Here is a 21923-nt window from a genome sequence, read left to right on the forward strand (position 1 = left end):
GAAGCCGCGGCAAGCACCGAAACCCGCGGCCGGGCAGCCTTGCGCGCGTCGCTCACAGCTCCCCTTTTGTTCGCTTCTCCGCCCACTCGGCGAAGCCGCGGTCCGCCCACTCACAGCTCCCCCAGGCGCCTGATCAGCGGCGCCACGCGCTGGACGCCGGATCGGTAGGCCCAACGGGCGCTGCCGCGTACCGCCTTGCGCAGGGGGCGGTCGCGGTCGGGGCCCGCCGCCGCGGCGGCGCCGGGCAGGGGTTCGCCCTTGGGGTCGAGGCCGTGGCGGGCGAGGATCCCGGGCAGGTAGCCGGAGGCGGTGGCGGGGGTGTAGCAGGTGCGCAGCGGTGGGCTGACGGGCCGCTCGGCCAGCTCGCGCACACGCTCACGGGCGGCGGCGAAGGGGTCGCCCTCGACGGCGACTCCCTGGCGGCTGAGCCACCCGGGGTCGGCGGTCGGCGAGTGCCCGTCGTCGAGCTGGTCCCAGGAGGCCAGGCAGCCGGAGCCGATGAAGTGGTGGTTGCCGAGCGCCTCGCGCACCCCGAGGTCGGTGAGGATCGCGGTGGGGATGCCCCGGTGCATCGACTCCAGGGCGGCGGTCGAGCTGACCGTCACGGACAGGTCGGTGCGGTCCAGGACCTCGCCCATGTTCCCGTAGACCAGCTGGAGGTTGTCCGGCTGCTCGGGCAGGCGACGCACGAGCTTCTGGTAGGGGTGCTCCTCGATGTGCGTGGTGTGCTCGCCGGGCCTGCTGCGCAGCTTCACCAGGACATCGCGCTCGGGGTGCCGGCGGGCGTGGTCGGCGGCCCGGCGCAGCAGGTAGAGGCGGTCGCGGCGGTCGGCGGGGGCGCTGGGCTGGGCGGCGAAGGTGACCGTGAACCGGCGTTCGTCGCTGGGCCGGTAGGGCTCCCCGCCGAGGAACGGGAGCGCGGTCTCGACGACGCTGTCGGGGTCGGCCCCCACACCGGCGTACACGGTGCGGAAGCGGTCCGCGTCATGGGCGCTGTTGGCGAGCACGACATCGGCTCCCGCGCGCAGCAGGAGGCCGTCGGTCAGCTTCTCGTAGACGACGCCGACGTACCCGGTCACGACGACGGGGCGCCGGGTGGCGCCGTTCCATGTGTGAGCGAGCCCGTGCAGCATGGCCTGCGCGGCTCCGCCGACGAGCGCGAGGACGATGACGCCGCGGCCGACGACCGACTCGCCCGTGCCCTGCCCGTTCAGTACCTGCTCGTTCAAGAACTGAGCCGCCGTCACCTCGTACAGCGAGTCCGGTTCGACACCCACTTCCTGGAGCTGGCGCGCGGTGGGCGTGGCGCGTCCACGCAGCAGTCGGCCGTGGAGGGTTGCTCCAGGGGCGATCTGCTGGGCGATCAGCGAGCCCCACTTCCATCGGGTGTCCGAATCGGCAAGTACGACGACTTCGTTGCGTTGTTGAGAATTGACCGGGCTTACAGGCACGTTGGGGACTGTAGGAATGGATTCCGATGGCACGCCCAACGCCATCTGTACAAACGGTGAACAGCACACCGCGATAAGCGGAAGTGCCTCGTCGGAGGCCTTCCATTCGACCTTATCCGGTGTGATTTGAAGATCGAACTGGTGGCGGATTCACGCCGCCGCCATATGGAGTTCACCGGGATGTACCCACCCCGCCAGAAAAAAGAACGGCTGGCCGTTTAACGTCCCTCCAGTCCGACCGGACCAAGAGGAGTCCCGTGGTAAAGCTCTCCGTCATCGTGCCTTTCTACAATGTCCAGGCGTACGCGCCGGACACTCTGCGCAGCCTCGCCGACAACGCGCGCAAGGACTTCGAGTTCATCCTTGTGGACGACTGCTCGGCCGACGAGACACCGGAGCTGCTGGAGCGCGCGCACCGCACCCTGCCCGGGAGTGTCCTCGTCCGGCACCCGCGAAACGCCGGCCTCGCGGCCGCCCGCAACACCGGGCTCGCCAGCGCGCAGGGCCGCTACATCACCTTCCTCGACGGAGACGACTGGCTGCGGCCCGGCTACCTCTCCGACCTGGTCGACGCCATCGAGACGCTCGACTGCGACTTCGTGCGCACCGACCATGTGCAGTGCACCGGCCGCAAGCGCACCCTGCACCGCGTTCCGCACGGCCGGCGCAACGAGAAGCTGTCCCCGCGCGAGGCGATCCTGCCCGCCGACCGCACCACCTCGGTCGACTACGCCTACGCCTGGGCCGGGATCTACCACCGGCGCCTGCACGAGGCCGGAAAGCTCGACTTCCACGCCGAGCTGCGCACCGCCGAGGACCGCCCGTGGATCTGGCGGCTGCACCGCGAGGCCGAGTCGTTCGCCGTCGTCGGCCTGTTCGGCATCTTCTACCGGCGTGCCGTCGCCACCTCGCTGACGCAGATCGGCGACGAGCGGCAGCTGGCGTTCATCCGCTCATTCGACCAGGTCCTCGACGACGTGGCCAAGGACCCGGAGGCCGACCGGCTGATGCCCAAGGCCGTGCGCACCTACTGCGCGATCATCAACCACCACCTCAGCAACATCGACCGCTTCGAGCCCGCCGTCGCCCGGCGGCTGAAGTCGATGAGCGCGCAGGCGCTGCGCCGCATGCCGCAAGAGGTCCTCACCGAAGCCCTGGACTCCATGGACCATCAACGCAGCATCCGCCTGCGCCGCCTGCGCCGCCGTCCCGTGAAGGCGGCCGCGTGACCATGACCGCCGACAACGCCTCCGGGACCACCGAGAAGACGCAGATCTTCCTCGCCTCGACGCTCTACGGCGCGGCCACGCTCGCCGCCGCCGTCGACGCCGACCGCTTCACCCCAGCCGACCGCCGCCTGCTGGTGGTGAGCAACAACGCGGCCATTCCCGAGACCACCCCATCGCTGACCGACATGCCCGGTTTCGCGGTGGTGCGCGGCCGGTTCGACGACGTGGTGAGCTGGAACGAGGCCATCGACCCGTTCCACCCCGGCGACTGGTCGCCGCGCGGCGACGACGTGCCCCTGTGGGAACGTCATCTGCGCCTGCTGTGGGGCCTGGGCGACCGCCCGGTCGAGCTGATCGTGGAGTCCATCCAGGTCGAGCCGGCCCTCGCGCTCGTGCGGTGCTTCGCGGAAAGTCCGGTCGAGGTCTACGCCGACGGCCTGATGAGCTACGGGCCGACCCGCAACAAGCTCGACATCCTCGTGCACACCCGCATCCGCCGCCTGCTCCACCTCGACCTGGTCGAGGGTCTGCGGCCGCTGCTGCTGTCCGAGTACGGGGTGGAGCCGCAGATCGTGCCCGCCGAACCGTTTCTGAAGGTCCTGCACGAGCTGTCCGAGGCCGCCGAGGAGCTTGCTGCGATCGAGTCCCCGGCTCTCCTGCTCGGCCAGTACCTGTCCGCGCTCGGCATCCTCACCGCGGACGAGGAGGAGGATCTGCACCTGCGGATGCTGCGCGGCGCCGCGGGCGAGGGGCACCGCCGGGTCGTCTTCAAGCCCCACCCCACCGCTCCCGTGCGCTACTCGCGCGCGCTGGAGAAGGAGGCGGCCGAGCTCGACGTCGAGCTGACCGTGCTCGACACCCCGGTCCTGGCCGAGGTGCTCTACCAGCGGATGCGGCCCGCCCTGGTCGTCGGCTGCTTCTCCACGGCGCTGCTGACCGCGTCCACCTTCTTCGAGCTGCCCGTCGCCAGGGTCGGCACCGATCTGCTTCTGGAGCGCCTGGCGCCCTATCAGAACAGCAACCGGGTGCCGGTGACGGTCGTCGACGCCCTCCTGCGCAACCTGGAGAACCCGGCCGAGCCGGTCGTCGGCGACCTGCCGGACCTGCTGACCGCCGTGGGCTACTGCATGCAGTCCCAGTCGTACCCGCACCTGCGCGACGACGCGGTGGAGTACCTCAAGTCCAGCCTGACGGAACGGACCTGGCCCTACTTCAAGCGTCGCCGGCTGACCGCGCTGGCCCTGCCGGGCGCGGTGCCCGCGCAATTGGCGATGATCCCGCGCAACGCAACGGTCCGGCGGGTCGCCCGCCGGGCCCGCGCGATCAAGCGGACCGCCTTCGGGTGAGGCCCGGCGTGACTGCCCGGGGCATGGCGCTCTCGCGCCGTCATCGCGGTACCTGCTGGGAAACGCAGCCGACCGCGATGACGGCGAGGATGAAGTAGGCGAGAAGCAGTCCGGGCAGGCAGCTGAAGCGCTGTTCCGGAGGAGGTGTCGGGACGGGCGGCCGCTTCTCGGCGCCCTGGGTGCCCTGGGTCGCACTCACATTCCCTACAACGTCCCCCCGCCACAGGCGTCATGGCATCACGGTGTTGTCTCAGCACGTGGAACGATCAAGGCCGTGAGCTCCGTCACTCCCATTTTCAGCGCAGTGCGTGGAAGCCGGGACCGGGGTCCTCGACGGCGGGACGAGTACGGCCGGAGGCGCTGATCCAGCCCTGTTCGGCGACGGGGAGCAGGCCGCTCACCGCGGATCCCGCGTAGTGTGGCAGCGCACGGGGACGGCGTCGGGGGGCTACTCGTCTGCCCGGCGGTCGTCCTGGGCCGCGCTCGCGCCCCTCGCCAGCCGCCTGAGCAGCTTCGCCGCCATCGCCCCCGGCAACCTCTGCGCCGACGCCTCAACGACGAAGACGTACACCGGCCTCGACTCAGCTCTGCGCCGTTCCTCCTCGAGCATCGGCAGCGCCGCCGCCAGGAGCCCGCCCGCGTCCAGCACCTCCTCCAGCCGCAGCACGTAGTCGTCCGTGGCAATGCGTCTGGCGGTCTCCACATGGCCGACCAGCGCACCCACGTAGCCCACCTTCGCCCCCAACTCCGCGTGCGTGAGTCGCGCGCGGTCGCGGAAATGACGGGCCACCTGTCCGAAGTACCTCAGCGCTTCGGAGGGCTGCATCCGGCCCTCATCGATCACGATTCCTCCCACGGTACGTGCTGTGCGGTGGTGACCCGCTCCGGCCCTCCGCTGTCCCTCCATCGACGGCCGGAGCGGGAGCTGAACGAGGGTGTTCCGGACCGCCGGCGCCACCAGCACGCCAGGCACGGCGACCCAGAACGCGATCAGGGATGCGATGAACAAGCGCTGCCTCACGGCTCGGTCACCACCACGCCGAGGTCGTTGCGGCGCCCGCCCCGGCTGAGCCGGTCGGCACACCGCACACACCCGCACGGAGGCCAGGCGTGCGTGCTCGGCAGCGGAAGGGAGAGCGGCCCACGGGGCTCAACGGTGACCGTCACCGGCCCGCTGACGAACCCGTACCGGTCCACGGTGTACACCCGCATCGTCATACTCGACGCCCCGCCCCGGGACCGGCCCGTGTCGGGACCGGTCACCGCACAGCCGCCATGTCCAACGTGGCCGCGACCAACAGCGTGCGGCGGCAACGCCGCCGCCGCTGCTCCTCGCGCCGCTCATGCTCGAGCAGGTACGGACGCACCATCGCGTGCGCATCACCGTCCAACGGCGAGCCGACCACACGCGGAGGTCGCCCGGCTACGGGCGCCCGCAACGCCAGGGGCAACGTCATCGGCGTCGCGGGGGCCGTCCGAGTCGCCGGACAGCAACGGTGCCGACCCGGGGAACGTCGGCCTAACACCGCCTTGACCCACTCGAGGACTCGCCGGATACAGTCCATCCGTCATCAGCTCCTTGTGCTGGTGGCCACGCCCCGGGACCGGTCGCACGGTCGCCGGGGTCTTGAGTTGCCCGCGTCAGCCTCGCGGTGTCTGTGCCGCGTGAGACTGAGGTCTTCACTCAAGGCAACCGCGTCACTACGGACGGCGGTACCGTTGTGAGGGCAGCAGTCTTTAAAAGCTTTAAACGCGCGTACATGGCGGGGAGTTGAGGAGCAGTGGGCAGGGAGCCGAACCAGGGCCTTGAGCGGCTGTACCGCGAAACTGGTTGGACGCTGCGGCAGTTCGTTCAGGCCGTGAACCGCATCGGTACCGAACATGGAACGCCGCTGACGTACCGCGAGCCGTCCGCGCATCAGTGGCTCAAGGGGCACGTGCCGAAAGAAGCAGTGCGCCCGCTGATCGTCGAGGCCCTGGCGCGCAGGCTGGGCCGCCCGATCACGCACGCCGAGGCTTGGTTCGCATCACCCGCCGACGGCTCGGCTGCCACGCCCGGCACCGTTGAAGGTTTAATTGATCTCGGCAGGCAGGATATGGACCCTTCACGCCGCAGCGTGGTAGGCGCCACCCTTTTCTCTGTCGCACTGACGATTCCAGGTTGGCAAGGCGTTGTTGGCCGAATGGAAGCCGTCCAATCGGGGCAGGTGCAGCGCATAGGAATGCCCGAGGTCGATATGGTCATTGCGATGACCGAACGCATCTCGGAACTTGACGACCAATTCGGGGGACGCCACGCACGCCCGATGGCGGCAGCGTTCCTGGTGAACACCGTCGCCCCGTACCTGCGAGCCGAAGCCTCCGAACCGGCACGCAAAGCGATGATGTCGGCCGCCTCTGACCTCTGTTACCTCACCGGATACATGGCCGTAGATGAAGGCGTGCACGGTTTGGCGCAGCTGTACTACCTCAAGGCGCTGCAACTCGCCGGAGCGGCCGACGATCACCTGACGTACTGCACGACGCTGCGAGGGATGAGCGTTCAGGCTGTGGATTTGCGGCACAGCCGTGAGGCTCTGCGTCTTGCCGATGCCGCTGCCGCTGCGTCTCCGCAAGCCGGGCCGCGCATGCGGGCATTCCTTGCCGGGCAGCAGGCGCACGCCGCCGCTCAGACAGGTAACCGGAACCAGGCACTTACATACTTGCGGGAAGCCGAAGTGGCTATGGAAAAGGCGGAGTCCCGAGAGAAGGCATTCGGCTCCTATGACCCGGCAGCCTTGCATTACCACACCAGTCAAGTACGCTTTGAAATGGGCGACACGCGCGGCGCCGTTGAAGCAATGCAGCAGTCGGACAGGCTGCGTTATGACGTCTATAGGCGCACCCGGGTCAAGGAGCGCGCCATTCTTGCCGAGCGTCAACTGAATATCGGGCTCTTGGACGCGGCATGCGCCACATGGCACAAGGCGTTGGACGATTATCCGCTCATCCAGTCCGGACGCGCCGATGAGCGCATGCGCGCCCTGTTCAAACTGATCCGGCCGCATCTCAAGAACCGTGCCGTGCGGGAGCTCCACGAGCGCGCCCGGCTCGTCACTCCCGCCGCACTTATGGCTTGACCGCCGAATCGCAGCAGCGTAGGCGCACGAGCACCGCGGACAGCCCCGGCATGGACATCACGCCGGGGCTGACGTACGTCCGGCTACCTCCGACAAGGCTGTGACCAGCACAGACGCGTTCCACGCCGTAAGGGGTGTCCAACGACACTTGACACAGGAGGCCCCGCCCGGGCCGTTCCCCATCTCGTTCTCCGTCACTGCCCGGGTCCAGTGCGGCGCCGCAGGGCTGCGACGGCCCGCTCGGTGATGTCCTGCGGGGAGGCGGTGACATCCGTCGCCATGCCCGCCTCGTCCTCGCCCAGCGGCTCGAGAGCCGCGAGCTGGGAGTCGAGCATGGCCTTCGGCATGAAGTGCCCCTTGCGCTCGTCGAGTCGCCGGGCGACCAGCGCGGGTTCACCGCTCAGATGGAGGAAGAACAGGTCCGGGTCGTCCGCCCTGAGCCGGTCGCGGTAGCGCCGCTTGAGGGCCGAGCAGCTCACGACTCCGCCCCGGTCCCGGTGGCCCGCCGCCCACTCCCCTATGGCCCGCAGCCAGGGTTCGCGGTCGGCGTCGTCGAGGGGCATGCCGGCGGCCATCTTGGCGATGTTGGCCGGGGGGTGGAAGTCGTCCGCCTCGGCGTAGGGGACGCCGAGCCTGTCGGCGAGGAGCCGGCCGACGGTTGTCTTGCCCGTGCCGGACACGCCCATGACGACGATCGTGTGCACTTCGCTGTCCTGTCTCGTTGACGATGGGACCACTGAACGCGAAAGGTACTACTTACTCCAGAACTGCAAACAAAAGTCATATGACTTTGGCAGGGGGCGCACCGCATAGGCTGGTCCGGACGATCGGAAGAACGGGGACAGCCATGGATACCCACGGCCGCGGACTGCATGCCCGGGTCCTGGCGAGCCTCGGGCCATCCATCACCTCGGGCGAGAGCCCGACGGGCACCGTGCTGCGGATCGACGAGCTGGAAGCGCGCTTCAGGGTGTCACGGACCGTCGTCCGCGAGGCCGTTCGGGTGCTCGAGTCGATCGGCCTGGTGGAGTCCAAGCGGCGGGTGGGCGTGACCGTTCGGCCACCGGAGCAGTGGAACGTCTTCGACCCCTATGTCATCCGCTGGCGTCTCGCGGGCCCCGACCGGCCGCGCCAGCTGCGGTCCCTGACCGTGCTGCGCTCGGCCGTCGAGCCCGTCGCGGCCGGCCTGGCCGCCACCGCCGCCACGGCCGACCAGTGCGCCCGGCTGACCGGCCTGGCCCTGGAGATGGCCTCGGCCGCCCGCGGTGGCACCCCGCGGGACTACCTCATGCCCGACATCGCCTTCCACCGGCTCGTCCTGGATTCCTCGGGCAATGAGATGTTCGCGCGCCTCGGCGATGTGGTGGCCGAGGTCCTCACCGGCCGCACCGAGCACCAGGTGATGTTCACCGAGCCCGATCCCGCCGCGGTCACCCCGCACATCCGCGTCGCCGACGCCGTCCGCGCCCGCGACGCCGAGGCCGCCGAGCGCGAGATGCGCGAGATCGTGGCGGGTGCGATGAAGGAGCTCGACATCCTCGCCCCGGGCTCGCCCGCGGACACCCCTGCGGCACCCTGAACGCGTCGCCCTCACAACAGCGAGGCCCGCGGCCCCGGACCGAGTCGGAAGACGTCGGTCCGGGGCCGCCGGCGGTGCGCGGTGCTTCGGTGCCCGAGATGCGCGCGGGGGGTCAGAAGCGGCGCGTGATCAGCGCCCGCTTGACCTCCTGGATCGCCTTGGTCACCTCGATGCCGCGCGGGCACGCGTCGGTGCAGTTGAACGTGGTGCGGCAGCGCCACACACCGTCCTTCTCGTTGAGGATCTCCAGCCGCTGCTCCCCGCCCTCGTCACGCGAGTCGAAGATGAAGCGGTGCGCGTTGACGATCGCCGCCGGGCCGAAGTACTGCCCGTCGTTCCAGAACACCGGGCACGACGTGGTGCACGCCGCGCACAGGATGCACTTGGTGGTGTCGTCGAAGCGCTCGCGGTCCTCGGGGGACTGAAGGCGCTCGCGCGTGGGCTCGTTGCCCGTGGTGATCAGGAACGGCATGACGTCCCGGTACGCCTGGAAGAACGGCTCCATGTCGACCACGAGGTCCTTGAGCACCGCGAGGCCCTTTATGGGCTCGACGGTGATCGGCTTCTCGGGGTTGATGTCCTTGATCAGCGTCTTGCACGCCAGCCGGTTGCGGCCGTTGATGCGCATCGCGTCCGACCCGCAGATGCCGTGGGCGCAGGACCGGCGGAACGTCAGGGTTCCGTCGATCTCCCACTTGATCTTGTGGAGGGCGTCGAGGACGCGCTCCTTCGGGTCGATCTCCAGCGGATAGTCCACCCAGGCGGCCTCCGCGGAGACCTCCGGGTTGAACCGGCGCAGGCGGAAGGTGACGGTGATCAGGTGCGAGGCTGCGGGGACGGCGTCCTGCGGCGGCGTCTCGACCGTTGCGGTGCTCATCAGTACTTACGCTCCATCGGCTGGTAGCGGGTCTGCACGACCGGCTTGTAGTCGAGGCGGATGGACTCGGTGCCGTCGTCGCCCACCTCGCGGTACGCCATGGTGTGCCGCATGAAGTTGACGTCGTCGCGCGTCGGGTAGTCCTCGCGGTAGTGACCGCCGCGGGACTCCTTGCGCGCCAGCGCGGACACGGCCAGGACCTCGGCGAGGTCCAGCAGGTTGCCCAGCTCCACGGCCTCGAGCAGGTCGGTGTTGTACCGCCTGCCCTTGTCCTGCACCGACACGTTCTTGTAGCGGCGCTTGAGCTCGGCGATGTCCTCGACGGCCTGCTTGAGGGTCTGCTCGGTGCGGTAGACCATGGCGTTGGTGTCCATGGTCAGCTGAAGCGCGCCGCGGATGTCGGACGCCCGCTCGGTGCCCGCGCCCTCGCGAAGGCCCTCGATCAGCTCCACGACCAGGGACTCCGGCCGCTCCGGCAGCTCGACGTAGTCGTGCTTGGCGGCGTACTCGGCGGCGGCGATGCCCGCGCGCCGACCGAAGACGTTGATGTCGAGCAGGGAGTTGGTGCCGAGGCGGTTGGCGCCGTGGACGGACACGCACGCGACCTCGCCGGCCGCGTACAGGCCGGGGATGACGGTGGTGTTGTCCAGCAGCACCTCGCCCTTGACGTTGGTCGGGATGCCGCCCATGGCGTAGTGCGCGGTCGGCTGGATCGGGATCGGGTCGGTGTAGGGCTCGATGCCGAGGTAGGTGCGCGCGAACTCGGTGATGTCCGGGAGCTTGGCGTCCAGCTGCTCCGGGGGCAGGTGGGTCAGGTCCAGCATCACATGGTCGCCGTCGGGGCCGCAGCCGCGGCCCTCGCGGATCTCGGTGTAGATCGCGCGGGAGACCATGTCGCGCGGGGCCAGGTCCTTGATGGTGGGGGCGTAGCGCTCCATGAAGCGCTCGCCGTCCTTGTTGCGCAGGATCCCGCCCTCGCCGCGGGCGCCCTCGGTGAGCAGGATGCCCATGCGCCAGATGCCGGTCGGGTGGAACTGGAAGAACTCCATGTCCTCCAGCGGCAGGCCGCGCCGGTAGACCAGCGCCTGGCCGTCACCGGTGAGGGTGTGCGCGTTCGAGGACACCTTGAAGAACTTGCCGGTGCCGCCGGAGGCGAAGACGATCGCCTTGGCCTGGAAGACGTGGATCTCGCCGGTGGCCAGTTCGTACGCCACGACGCCAGAGGCGCGCTTGACCCCGTCGACCTCGTTGAGGAGCAGGTCGAGGACGTAGAACTCGTTGAAGAACTCCACACCCTCCTTGACGCAGGCCTGGTACAGCGTCTGGAGGATCATGTGGCCGGTGCGGTCCGAGGCGTAGCAGGACCGGCGCACGGCGGCCTCGCCGTGGTTGCGGGTGTGCCCGCCGAAGCGGCGCTGGTCGATGCGGCCCTCGGGCGTGCGGTTGAACGGCAGGCCCATCTTCTCCAGGTCGAGGACCGAGTCGATGGCCTCCTTCGCCAGGATCTCGGCGGCGTCCTGGTCGACCAGGTAGTCACCGCCCTTGACCGTGTCGAAGGTGTGCCACTCCCAGTTGTCCTCCTCGACGTTCGCCAGGGCCGCGGCCATGCCGCCCTGGGCGGCGCCGGTGTGGGAGCGGGTGGGGTAGAGCTTCGTCAGTACGGCGGTGCGGCTGCGCTTGGTCGACTCGATGGCCGCGCGCATACCGGCGCCGCCGGCGCCGACGATGACGGTGTCGTACTTGTGAATCTGCATGAGTCTCGTCCCTGTCCGGCCCCGGTCTAGCGGATGTTCGGGTCGAAGGTGAAGATCACCAGCGTGCCCAGCAAGACGGTGAACACCGTGGCGGTGTAGAGCACCATCTTGAGCCAGAACCGGGTGTTGTCCCGCTCCGAGTAGTCGTTGATGATCGTGCGCATGCCGTTGGCGCCGTGGAGCATGGCGAGCCACAGCATCAGCAGGTCCCAGAACTGCCAGAACGGGGATGCCCACCGGCCGGCCACGAAGGCGAAGCCGATGCGGGAGACTCCTCCGTCGAGGACGAGCTGGATCACCAGGTGGCCCAGGACCAGCACCACCAGGACGATGCCGGACAGGCGCATGAACAGCCAGCCGTACATCTCGAAGTTCGTGCGGGTGCTGCGCGGGGCGCGCCCGGTGCGGGCCCGGGGCGGCTGAATGACCGGAGCCGGGTTGTCCGGGCTGTGGGCCGCGCTGGAGGAGGTCATCTCGACCGACGAGGTGGGGGAGGTCTCGGTGGACATGTTCGTCAGCTCCCGAACAGGACGCGCGCGGCGTGGTTGAGGACCGGGTAGGCGGCACCGGCCATCAGGACGACCCAGACGCCGACGACGGTCCAGAGCATCTGACGCTGGTACTTGGGGCCCTTGGCCCAGAAGTCGACAGCGATCACACGGAGGCCGTTGAGCGCGTGGAACAGGACGGCGGCGACGAGCCCGTACTCCAGAAGGGAGACGATCGGGGCTTTGTAGGTCGCGACGACGTCGTCGTAGGCCTCCGGGGAGACCCGGACGAGCGCGGTGTCGAGGACGTGCACGAACAGGAAGAAGAAGATGGTGACGCCGGTGACTCGATGAGCCACCCATGACCACATTCCTTCCCGGCCGCGGTACAGCGTTCCAGCCGGCACGGAAACACCCTCCGAATGCGGGGACAAGGGCCTGCCGGCTTCACTGTCGGTCGGGCCCGGCCGGGTTACGGTCCACCGGCCCTGGCCATCGTAGCGACGCCGTGTCGGTGCATGGTCCCGGGGTGGGCCTGCTGTGATCAAACCCGCACTGCTGGCCTAACGTGCCCCGAGGCCCGCTCACGCCGCCCGGGTCTCGCCGCAGGCAGCGGCGGGCTCGGCGGTGAGGGGACCGGTCGGGGCGCCGGCGGAGCCCTTGTCTCCCTTGGCTCCCTTGCCGTTGCGGGCTCTCCCCGGAATCAGCTGACCGGCGACCGTGCCGCCGAGAGCCAGCACCGCTCCGGCGACCTGCACCGGGGACAGGCTCTGGCCGAGCGCCGCCCAGCCGATGGCCATGGCCGAGACGGGGCTCAGCAGGGAGAGAAACGTCACTGGCGCGGCGGCCAGCCGTTCTATCCCGCGGAACCACAGGAAATAGGCCAATGCGGTACCGAAGCCCCCGAGGTAGACGTAGCCCATCACGTTCACGCCGGTGAACGCGGGGGGCACGCCCTCGGCCGCGAACGCCACCGGGAGCAGGATCAGCCCGCCGACGGTGAGCTGCCAGCCGGTGAAGGCGAGGCCGCCGAGCGCTCCGGGGGCAAGGCCCTCCGGGCGGCCCCAGCGCTTGGCCATCACCGTGCCCAGGACCATCGAGCCGGGGGCGGCCAGTCCCGCGGCGACGCCGACCGGGTCGAGCCGGCCGGTGCTCCCGCTGACGATGAGGGTGACGCCCGCCACTCCGACGGCCCCGGAGGCCACGGGGAGCAGGCGGATCCGCTCGCCGAGCAGGAGGCGGGAGAAGCCGATCGCGAGCAGCGGCCCGATGGAGCCGAGCACCGCGGCGATACCGCCCGGCAGGCGGGTGGCGGCGATGAACAGCAGTGGGAAGAAGGCGCCGATGTTGAGGGTGCCGAGGACGGCGGCCCGCCACCACCAGCGGCCGCTGGGAAGTGCGCGGGTGAGGGCGAGCAGGACCAGTCCCGCGGGCAGGGCGCGCAGCAGGCCGTGGAGGAAGGGGCGGTCGGCGGGGAGGAGCTCGGTGGTGACGGCGTAGGTGCTCCCCCACATCAGCGGGGCGGCGGCGGTGGCCGCGACGGTCGTGCGCATGGTGGTCCCCCGGCGGTGGCTCTTTGCATGGCAATAGCTTTGCTAAAAGTATCTTTTCTCAAAGCTATCTTGCCGCGTCGGCTCCGTCCACCCCTCGGCGGCGGAATCCGGGGTGCCGAACGATGCGGCCCGCAGGCTCACGGCCGGGGGTCGAGGCGCGGTGGATCGCGGCGCCGTGGATCGCGCGCTGTGGATCGCGGCGCTGTGGGGATCGAGGACTAGATCGAGCGGTCCAGCAGCCCGAGCAGTTCAGCGATGCGCTCGCGCTGCTCGGCGGAGAAGGGCTTCAGCATCTCGTGCTCGATGGAGACGCTGGCCTCCACCGCCCGGTTGACCAGGTCCAGGCCCTCGGGGGTGAGCCGCACCAGCAGGCCGCGCCGGTCGTCCGGGTCGGCCTCACGCATGACCAGCCCCGCCTGCTCGAGACGGGTCAGCCGCGGCGTCAGGCCACCGCTGGTCACCATGAGGGAGCCGGAGATCTGCCGGGGGTTGAGCCGGTACGGCTCCCCCGCCCGGCGCAGCGTGGCAAGGACGTCGAACTCTCCGCGCTGGATGCCGAACTCGGCGAAGACGGCCGTCTTCACATCATCGTTCTTCTTGGCGATCCTGCTGATCCGCCCGAAGACACCCATGCCCGAGGGGTCGAGGTCGGGGCGCTCCCGGCGCCACTGCGCCATGATGCGCTCAACGTCGTCGTCCTCTGCGTCGTGCATGACGCGGAGAGTACCCGGACGGCCCAGGGATTCCGGCTCGATCAGCCGCGCAGCGCCGGACGGATCCCCGCGCCGCCGCCCGTCTCCGTGTGGTCGGCCACCAGGTGCTCCAGCCGGGCGAGCGCGGTCCTGCGCAGTTCCTCGGCCGCGACCAGGCGCTCCTCCTCCGGGTCGTTGTCCAGGCGGGTCCGCACCGCGCTGAGGACCCGGTCGAGCATCTCCTCGGGGCGGCATCCGTCCAGGCAGACGACGAAGACATGCCCGAACTTGCGCTCATAGGCCGCGTGCGCCGCCTGCAACGCGGTGTGCGCGGCCGTGCTGCCGGGAGCGCGAAGGCCGGGCAGCGGCTGCCGCACACCGCTCTCGTCCGCGAGCGCTTCGGCGAGGTCGGTGGGCGACAGGTCGTAGGAGGCCTCGCTCGCGGCGGCGAGCAGGGAGGCCACGTCGGGGTAGGGGCGGTGGAGCGCGATCCGTGCGGCCCATCGCCTGCTGCCGCAGCAGGCGATCAGGGCGCCCTCGACGGAGCTCGGCAGAGCGGCGTTGAAGCGTGTGAGCCCGGATGCGGGGGCCGGAGCCTGCGGTGACTCGCTGAGCAGCGGAACCTCCGGGGCCGGATGGTGAGTTGGCGGCGTTGTCGCCTCTGGCGGGGCCACTGTAGTCGGCGCTTCGCGCCGGTGAGGGCGTCGCTGGGCCAGGGTCACCCGCAGGTGGGCGTGGCGCAAACGCATTGACAGAGCGCCCCCTTCCGGATCACCGTGATGCCTCATTCATACTATCGAGTAGCTTTATCTGATTACCATAAAGTCGGAGTTATGGGACGAAAAGCTGTGCATGCCGTCGTGCTGTGCGGGGTCCTCGCTGTGGGCGGCACCGCCTGCGACGCCTCGCACGGCGCCTCGCCGGAGCCGTCCTCGCCGAAGGCCTCCACGGGCGCGGCTTCCTCGCCGACGCATTCGACGGCGTCCGCCGGGGACCCGCAGCCGCGCCCGACCACTCCTGCCCTGCCTCCGGGCACGGCCGCGCTGCCCTCGATCCCGGCCGTGCGCTCGTTCCACCCCGCCTCGGGCGAGGGCTGGTGGCCGCGCTCGGGCACCCGGGTCGTCGCGACGGACGCCTCACTCGTGGACGAGGCGCGGCTGTTCGCGAAGGAACTCGGCGGCAAGCTGCACAGAAACGTTCCCGCAGTGCGTGGCACCGCACACGACGCCCACTCCGGCGATGTCCTGCTGGCCCTCGGCAAGGGCCCCGCCCCGGAGGGCTACCGGCTCGACAGCCGCGGCACCCGCCTGGCCATCGCCGCGAGCACCGACACCGGCGTCTTCTACGGCACCAGGACCGCGCTCCAGTCCGTGCGCGCCCGCGGCTACGTCCCTTCCGGGGTCGCCGACGACCGTCCGGACCGGCCGCAGCGCGGCCTGACCCTGGACATCGCGCGCAAGCACTTCACCAAGGACTGGATCGAGGCCCGCGTCCGCGAGCTGGGCGACCTCAAGCTCAACGAGCTCCATCTGCACATCTCCGACGACCAGGGGTTCCGGGTCGAGAGCACCGGCCACCCCGAGGTCGTCTCCCGCGACCACCTCAGCAAGGCCGACGTCCGCGAGATCGTCGCCCTGGCCGCGTCCCGCCATGTCACCGTCATCCCCGAGATCGACAGCCCCGGCCACCTCGGCGCCGTGCTCGCGGCCCACCCCGGGATCCAGCTCCGCACCGCCTCCGGCACCCCCGTGCGCGGAGCCGTGGACATCTCCAGGCCCGAGGCCGCCAGGATCGTCGACGACCTCTACCGCGAGTACGCGAAGCTGTTCCCCGGCGGCTACTTCCACATCGGCGGCGACGAGTACGCGGCGCTGATGAGCAGCAACCCCGAACTGCGGTATCCGGGCCTCGCCGCCCATGCCCGCGCGCGCTTCGGCCCCGGCGCCACCGTCTCGGACGCCGCCACCGGCTGGCTCAACGACCGCGCGGACACCGTCAGGAGGCTCGGCAAGACCCCCAAGGCATGGAACGACGGGGTCCGCGCCGGCCCCCGGGTCTCCGCCCGCGACGACCGCCAGATCGAGTACTGGACCGGCCGGGAGGCGGGCCGGCGCGATCCGGGCGCCTTCCTGCGCGAGGGCCGGGACCTGGTCAACCTCAACGACGAGTACCTCTACTACGTGCTCGGCCAGCCCAACGACTTCCGCTACCCGACCGGCGAGCGCATCTACCGGGAGTGGTCGCCCACCGTGCTGCGCGGCACCCGCCCGGTCCCCGAGGGGCCCGGCAAGGTCCTCGGCGCCCGCCTCGCCGTCTGGTGCGACCGGGCGCAGGCGCAGACCCAGGACCAGGTCGCCCGCGGTATCCGCCTGCCGCTGGCCGCGCTCGCCCAGCGCCTGTGGGACCCCGGGAAGCCGACGCAGTCCTGGGCCTCGTTCACCCGGCTCGCCGACCGGGTCGGGCAGTAGACCCGAGCTTGCGCCAAGGGGGCGCGACCGGTACGGCCGCGTGTCGATCGCCTCCGGTCGAGCACGGCCTCGCCGACCCGCGTCACACTGTGAGGAAGGTCCCGGCCTCCCGGTCCGCACGCCCCGCGAGCGCCACCGCGGGCCGTGGCCGACCACAGGCGCAGGACAGGCAGCCGTACCCGCAGGCAGGCACGGCACGACGAGCGGAGGCCTCTCAGCCATGACACGCCGGTCGGAGTCAGGACTGCCCATCGAGCCGGTCTACGGACCCGACGCGCTCGCCGGCTGGGACCCGGACGAGAAGCTGGGCGAGCCCGGGCAGTACCCCTTCACGCGGGGCGTCCACCCGTCGATGTACACCGGCCGCCCCTGGACCATGCGCCAGTACGCGGGCTTCGGCACGGCGGTGGAGTCCAACGCCCGGTACAAGCAGCTGATCGCCGACGGCACCATGGGCCTGTCGGTCGCCTTCGACCTGCCGACCCAGATGGGGCACGACTCGGACGCGCCCATCGCCCACGGCGAGGTCGGCAAGGTGGGGGTCGCCATCGACTCCGTCGACGACATGCGGATCCTTTTCGGCGGCATCCCGCTGGACCGGGTCTCCACATCGATGACGATCAACGCCCCGGCGGCGCTCCTCCTGCTGCTCTACCAGCTCGTCGCGCAGGAGCAGGGCGTCCCCGCCGACAGGCTCACCGGCACCATCCAGAACGACGTGCTCAAGGAGTACATCGCCCGCGGCACGTACATCTTCCCGCCCAGGCCCAGCCTTCGGCTGATCGCGGACATATTCCAGTACTGCCGGGCCGAGATCCCCAAGTGGAACACCATCTCGATCTCCGGCTACCACATGGCCGAGGCCGGGGCCTCGCCCGCGCAGGAGATCGCGTTCACCCTCGCCAACGGGATCGAGTACGTGCGCACCGCCGTGGCGGCGGGCATGGACGTGGACGACTTCGCGCCCCGCCTGTCGTTCTTCTTCGTCTCGCGCACCACGATCCTCGAGGAGGTCGCCAAGTTCCGTGCCGCTCGCCGGATCTGGGCGCGGGTGATGAAGGAGGAGTTCGGCGCGAAGAACCCCAGGTCGCTGATGCTGCGCTTCCACACGCAGACCGCGGGGGTGCAGCTGACCGCCCAGCAGCCCGAGGTCAACCTCGTCCGCGTCGCCGTCCAGGGCCTCGCCGCCGTGCTCGGCGGCACGCAGTCCCTGCACACCAACTCCTTCGACGAGGCCATCGCCCTGCCCACCGACAAGTCGGCGCGGCTGGCCCTGCGCACCCAGCAGGTGCTGGCCCACGAGACCGATGTCACCGCCACCGCCGACCCGTTCGCGGGCTCGTACGTCGTCGAGACGATGACCGACGACGTCGAGGCGGCGGCCGTCGGGCTGATGGCGAAGGTGGAGGACCTCGGTGGCGCGGTCAACGCCATCGAGCACGGCTACCAGAAGAACGAGATCGAGCGCAGCGCCTACCGCATCGCCCAGGAGACCGACTCCGGCGAGCGGGTCGTCGTCGGTGTCAACCGCTTCGCCCTCGACGAGGAGGAGCCGTACGAGCCGCTGCGCGTCGATCCGTCGATCGAGGCGCGGCAGGCCGAACGGCTGGCGAAGCTGCGCGCGGAGCGCGACCAGCGGGCGGTGGACTCGGCGCTCGAGGATCTGAGGAAGGCCGCCGCGGGCACGGACAACGTCCTGTACCCGATGAAGGCCGCCCTCGCGGCGCGCGCCACCGTCGGCGAGGTGTGCGACGCGCTGCGAGAGGTGTGGGGGTCCTACGTGCCGGCCGACGCCTTCTAGGCGCCGGTCCCGCCGACCTTGAAAAGTCCCGGGCCGGGGCCGTTCGTCAGCGGAAGGCGTCGGCGTTCTCGGCCGCCCACTGCGCGAAGGCACGGCCGGGGCGGCCCGTCACCTGTTCCACCGTGGGCAGGACCACGGCCTCCTTCCCGACCGACCGGGCGAGGAAGCGCAGCACCGCGTCCACGGCGTCGGCGGGGATCATCCGGGTCATCACCGTGCGGGCGACGTCCTCGGGCAGCTCGTCGAAGCCGACCTCCGCGCCGATCGCCTCGCCGATCAGGCGGGCCTGCTCGGCCTGGGTCAGCGACTGCGGACCGGTCAGCGGGTACACCGTGTCGAGGTGGTCGCCGGTGACAAGCGCCTCGACGGCGACGGCCGCGATGTCCTTCTCGTGGACCGGCGAGGTCGCCGCCCGGGCGAAGGGCCAGTGCACCATGCGGTCGGCGCGGATCGCGGGCGCCCACAGCAGGGCGTTGGAGGCCAGCAGGTTGGGGCGCAGATGCGTCCAGTGCACACCCGAGTCCTCCACCGCCTTCTCGATGCCGCGGTGGAAGGCGCCGATCGCGCTGGACTGCCCGACGGCGTCCTCGTCGGCGGTGAGGGAGGAGAGGACGACGATCCGCTCGACCCCGGCGCTCTTCGCCGCGGCGCTCACCCCTTCAGCGGTGCCGGGGATCGCCATGAGGAAGAGGGCTTCGGCCCCCTCGACCACCGCGGCCTGGGTGTCCGGGTCCGTCAGGTCGCCCTGGACGGCCTCGACCCCGTCCACTCCCTCGAGTGCGCCGGTGTGCTCGGCCACCACACGTACCCGCGTGCCGCGTTCGAGGAGTTCTCGGACGACATGACGGCCGACGTTTCCGGTCGCCCCGGTCACCAGGATCATCGTGTTCCCCTATCCGCTCTGTGCTGCCCGTTGCCGTGCCGGCCGGTCGCTTCCGCGTCGCGGGGGCAGCATGGCGCACTCGACTCGGGCATGACCGGAAACGACGCCGGGGGCGGCGCGGTTCACTCGAACCGCGCCGCCCCCGGAACGCTTCACGCGGGGCGGAGCCCGATCGGAACGGCTTCCGGATCACACATGCCTCCGGATCGCGAAGGCCTCCGGGCCGAGACGCGTCGCCGGATCAGACGGACTCCAGGTCCAGGTCCAGATCCAGGCGGGTCGGACCGTCGGCCACCGACACATTGGTGCTCTTCGCACCGAGCGACGGCGAGGTGGCGACCAGGACGTACGAGCCCGGGGCCGGGGCGGGCAGCACATAGCCGCCCGCCTTGTCGGCCACGACCTTGCCCAGCTGCCGGCCACCGGAGGACACCAGGGTCAGGGCCGCTCCCGCGACCGGGGCGCCCTCGGAGTCACGGACCGTGCCGCTGATCACCGGCCCGGCGGACGCGGGCAGGGGCACGTCGGCGGCGGAGTCCTCGGCGGGCTCGACCGCGAAGTGCGGCAGGCGCTTGTCCAGCCACGTCGGCAGCCACCAGTTGGACTTGCCGAACATGTGCATGAGCGAGGGGACGAGGACCGTACGCAGGATGAACGCGTCCAGCGCGACCGCGCCGGCCAGGCCCACGCCGAACATCGCCATGACCCGCTGCCCGCTGAGCAGGAACGCCCCGAAGACGCAGATCATGATGACGGCGGCGCAGTTGATGACGCGGGTGGTCTCGGCCAGGCCCACCCGCACGGCGCGGACGTTGTCGCGGGTGTGGACCCACTCCTCGTGCATCCGGCTGACCAGGAACACCTGGTAGTCCATCGACAGGCCGAACAGAAGGGACAGCATGATCACGGGCAGGAAGGCCTCGATGGGGCCCTCCCGTCCGGCGCCGAGCAGTTCCGCGCCCCAGCCCCACTGGAAGATCGCCACCAGCACACCGAACGAGGCCGCGGCCGCGATCAGGTTCATGGCCGCCGCGGTCAGCGGCACCAGCAGGCTGCGGAAGGCGATCAGCAGGAGCACGAAGCCCAGGGCGACGATGATGCCGATGAACAGCGGCAGCTTGCCCATGAGGGTGGTGGCGAAGTCCTTGAAGATCGCCGTCTGGCCGCCCACGTGCGCCTGGAGCGAGGTGCCCTTCTGCGCGGCCGGGATGACGTCGTCACGCAGCCGATCGACCAGCTTCGAGGTCTTCTCGGACTGCGGGTCGGTGGTGGGCACCACGTTCACGATCGCCGTCTTCGCGCCCGGCGGGAGCGGGACGGGCACGACCTGGGCGACGCCCTCGGTCTTCGTCACCTCGGTGACCAGCTTGTCCAGCGCGGCCCGGGCGTCGGCGTTCGGGACCTCGGCGACCACCTGGAGGGGCCCGTTGAAGCCGGGGCCGAAACCGGACCCCAGCAGGTCGTAGGCCTTGCGGGTCGTCGTGGACGAGGGGTTGTTGCCCTGGTCCGAGGAGCCGAGGCGCAGCGAGAGCGTGGGTACGGCGAGCGCCAGCATGACCACGACCGCCGCGGCCGCCAGCACCCGCGGGTGGCGCTGCACGAAGGTGGACCAGCGCGCGGCGGCGCCGGTCGCCTCCTCGGACTCCGGACCGTTCGCGGCGAGCTTGCGCCGCTGGCGGCGGCTGAGCACCCGGACGCCGAGGACGCCGAGCATCGCCGGCAGCAGGGTGACCGAGGCGGCCACGGTGAGGACCACGGTCAGCGCGGCGGCGATCGCGACTCCGTTGAGGAAGGTCAGATCCATGGCGAACATGCCGAGCAGGGCTATGCAGACCGTTCCACCCGCGAACAGGACCGCGCGGCCGGAGGTGTTGACCGCCTGCACGGCGGAGTCCTCCGGGGTGCGGCCGCGCAGGATGCCCTTGCGGTGCCGGGTCACGATGAACAGGGCGTAGTCGATGCCGACACCGAGGCCGACCAGCGAGGCCAGCAGCGGGGAGACATCGGCGACGTCCATGGCGTGGCTGAGGAGCACGATCGAGGAGACACCCATACCGACGCCGAAGATCGCGGTGACGATCGGCAGGAGCATGCCGAACAGCGAGCCGAACGCGAGGAAGAGCACGATCGCGGCGGCGGCTATGCCGACCATCTCGCTCAGGTGCTGCGGCGGCTCCTCGGCGAGCTGCACCGCGTTGCCCCCGACCTCGACCTTCAGTCCGTCGCCCGCGGCGGCCCTGGCGGTGTCCACCAGGTCCTGCATCTGCTCCTTCTCGAGCTCGTTGCCCATCTTCGTGAAGGTGACCCTGGCGTAAGCGGTCCGGCCGTCCTTGCTGATCTGCGGCGCGCCCGCCTTGGTGTAGGGGCTCGCGATCTCGCCGACGTCGGCGACCTTCTCGACGTTCTTCAGCGTCGCGGTCATCTTCTGCTGGACGGCGGTGTCGCGCACGCTGCCCTTGTCGACCCGCCAGACCACCGTGTCCTGCTCGCCCGAGGCGTCCGGGAACGCGTCCTCCATGAGCCTGAGCGCCTTGGAGGAGTCGGTGTCCTTCAGATCGAAGACGTTGGCGTACTTGTCACCCAGGGCCCCGCTGGAGGCCCCCAGGAGCACGAAGGCGAGGAGCCAGAGCAGGATCACCACCCATTTGCGCCGGTAGCACCAGCGTGCCAAAGAGGCCACGGT

The 21923-nt window shown here is 70.4% G+C and carries 20 protein-coding genes; 6 read left to right on the forward strand and 14 right to left on the reverse strand.

The window, feature by feature from the left end; all coding sequences use genetic code 11:
• Positions 1-110 precede the first annotated feature (110 nt).
• Positions 111-1451, reverse strand: coding sequence for a DUF6716 putative glycosyltransferase (locus IEY86_RS05945; RefSeq protein ID WP_189130455.1), 1341 nt, complete (start codon positions 1449-1451; stop codon positions 111-113).
• 257 nt (positions 1452-1708) lie between these two features.
• Between IEY86_RS05945 and IEY86_RS05950 the strand changes: the two genes are divergently transcribed.
• Together IEY86_RS05950 and IEY86_RS05955 are read left to right on the forward strand one after the other, a co-directional pair.
• Positions 1709-2680, forward strand: coding sequence for a glycosyltransferase family 2 protein (locus IEY86_RS05950; protein ID WP_189130456.1), 972 nt, complete (start codon positions 1709-1711; stop codon positions 2678-2680).
• Between the two features lie 2 nt (positions 2681-2682).
• Complete coding sequence (locus IEY86_RS05955; RefSeq protein WP_189130623.1) at positions 2683-4026, forward strand: polysialyltransferase family glycosyltransferase; 1344 nt, start codon at positions 2683-2685, stop codon at positions 4024-4026.
• Positions 4027-4066: 40 nt separating this feature from the next.
• On the opposite strand, the gene IEY86_RS05960 is transcribed toward IEY86_RS05955, so the two are convergent.
• The 3 genes from IEY86_RS05960 to IEY86_RS05970 form a co-directional block, all read right to left on the reverse strand.
• The gene (locus IEY86_RS05960) at positions 4067-4225 is read right to left on the reverse strand and encodes a hypothetical protein (RefSeq protein ID WP_189130457.1); all 159 of its coding nucleotides are present in this window, start codon (positions 4223-4225) and stop codon (positions 4067-4069) included.
• Between the two features lie 249 nt (positions 4226-4474).
• Positions 4475-4870 carry a helix-turn-helix domain-containing protein gene (locus tag IEY86_RS05965; RefSeq protein ID WP_189130458.1) on the reverse strand — a complete coding sequence of 132 codons (396 nt, stop codon included), beginning with the start codon at positions 4868-4870 and terminating at the stop codon, positions 4475-4477.
• Positions 4871-5043: 173 nt separating this feature from the next.
• Positions 5044-5244, reverse strand: coding sequence for a hypothetical protein (locus IEY86_RS05970; protein WP_189130459.1), 201 nt, complete (start codon positions 5242-5244; stop codon positions 5044-5046).
• Positions 5245-5807: 563 nt separating this feature from the next.
• Here IEY86_RS05970 and IEY86_RS05975 point away from each other — a divergent pair.
• Entirely contained in the window at positions 5808-7145 is a 1338-nt protein-coding gene (locus IEY86_RS05975) for an NsdA family TPR-like regulatory protein (protein ID WP_189130460.1), read from the forward strand.
• A gap of 194 nt (positions 7146-7339) precedes the next feature.
• On the opposite strand, the gene IEY86_RS05980 is transcribed toward IEY86_RS05975, so the two are convergent.
• Positions 7340-7831, reverse strand: coding sequence for a gluconokinase (locus IEY86_RS05980; RefSeq protein WP_189130624.1), 492 nt, complete (start codon positions 7829-7831; stop codon positions 7340-7342).
• 161 nt (positions 7832-7992) lie between these two features.
• Here IEY86_RS05980 and IEY86_RS05985 point away from each other — a divergent pair, with 161 nt between their 5' ends.
• A complete protein-coding gene (locus tag IEY86_RS05985) occupies positions 7993-8724 on the forward strand; it encodes a FadR/GntR family transcriptional regulator (RefSeq protein ID WP_189130461.1) in 732 nt (243 codons plus the stop codon).
• 112 nt (positions 8725-8836) lie between these two features.
• Here the strand turns inward: IEY86_RS05985 and IEY86_RS05990 are convergent, their stop codons facing one another.
• The 7 genes from IEY86_RS05990 to IEY86_RS06020 all read right to left on the reverse strand — a co-directional run bounded on the left by IEY86_RS05990 (position 8837) and on the right by IEY86_RS06020 (position 14837).
• A complete protein-coding gene (locus tag IEY86_RS05990; RefSeq protein WP_189130462.1) occupies positions 8837-9601 on the reverse strand; it encodes a succinate dehydrogenase iron-sulfur subunit in 765 nt (254 codons plus the stop codon).
• Positions 9601-11355 carry a succinate dehydrogenase flavoprotein subunit gene (gene sdhA / locus IEY86_RS05995; RefSeq protein ID WP_189130463.1) on the reverse strand — a complete coding sequence of 585 codons (1755 nt, stop codon included), beginning with the start codon at positions 11353-11355 and terminating at the stop codon, positions 9601-9603. Before sdhA ends, IEY86_RS05990 begins: the two co-directional genes overlap by 1 nt.
• 26 nt (positions 11356-11381) lie before the next feature.
• Positions 11382-11864 carry a succinate dehydrogenase hydrophobic membrane anchor subunit gene (locus IEY86_RS06000; protein WP_189130464.1) on the reverse strand — a complete coding sequence of 161 codons (483 nt, stop codon included), beginning with the start codon at positions 11862-11864 and terminating at the stop codon, positions 11382-11384.
• 5 nt (positions 11865-11869) lie between these two features.
• Entirely contained in the window at positions 11870-12277 is a 408-nt protein-coding gene (gene sdhC, locus IEY86_RS06005; protein WP_189130465.1) for a succinate dehydrogenase, cytochrome b556 subunit, read from the reverse strand.
• Between the two features lie 150 nt (positions 12278-12427).
• Entirely contained in the window at positions 12428-13396 is a 969-nt protein-coding gene (locus IEY86_RS06010; RefSeq protein WP_189130466.1) for an EamA family transporter, read from the reverse strand.
• Positions 13397-13614: 218 nt separating this feature from the next.
• Positions 13615-14109 (reverse strand): MarR family winged helix-turn-helix transcriptional regulator, encoded by a 495-nt coding sequence (locus IEY86_RS06015; RefSeq protein WP_189130467.1) that lies wholly within the window; start codon positions 14107-14109, stop codon positions 13615-13617.
• 41 nt (positions 14110-14150) lie between these two features.
• The gene (locus IEY86_RS06020; protein ID WP_189130468.1) at positions 14151-14837 is read right to left on the reverse strand and encodes a 2-oxo-4-hydroxy-4-carboxy-5-ureidoimidazoline decarboxylase; all 687 of its coding nucleotides are present in this window, start codon (positions 14835-14837) and stop codon (positions 14151-14153) included.
• Positions 14838-14921: 84 nt separating this feature from the next.
• On the opposite strand from IEY86_RS06020, the gene IEY86_RS06025 reads away from it, so the two are divergent.
• Both IEY86_RS06025 and IEY86_RS06030 read left to right on the forward strand, forming a co-directional pair.
• Entirely contained in the window at positions 14922-16556 is a 1635-nt protein-coding gene (locus IEY86_RS06025) for a family 20 glycosylhydrolase (protein ID WP_189130469.1), read from the forward strand.
• Between the two features lie 220 nt (positions 16557-16776).
• Positions 16777-18357, forward strand: a complete 1581-nt coding sequence (locus tag IEY86_RS06030; RefSeq protein WP_189130470.1) for an acyl-CoA mutase large subunit family protein — start codon at positions 16777-16779, stop codon at positions 18355-18357.
• 46 nt (positions 18358-18403) lie between these two features.
• On the opposite strand, the gene IEY86_RS06035 is transcribed toward IEY86_RS06030, so the two are convergent.
• Together IEY86_RS06035 and IEY86_RS06040 are read right to left on the reverse strand one after the other, a co-directional pair.
• Positions 18404-19240, reverse strand: a complete 837-nt coding sequence (locus IEY86_RS06035; RefSeq protein ID WP_189130471.1) for an NAD(P)H-binding protein — start codon at positions 19238-19240, stop codon at positions 18404-18406.
• A gap of 241 nt (positions 19241-19481) precedes the next feature.
• Positions 19482-21911 carry an MMPL family transporter gene (locus IEY86_RS06040; protein WP_189130625.1) on the reverse strand — a complete coding sequence of 810 codons (2430 nt, stop codon included), beginning with the start codon at positions 21909-21911 and terminating at the stop codon, positions 19482-19484.
• Positions 21912-21923 lie beyond the last annotated feature (12 nt).

Source organism: Wenjunlia tyrosinilytica (assembly GCF_014646055.1).
Lineage (GTDB): Bacteria > Actinomycetota > Actinomycetes > Streptomycetales > Streptomycetaceae > Wenjunlia > Wenjunlia tyrosinilytica.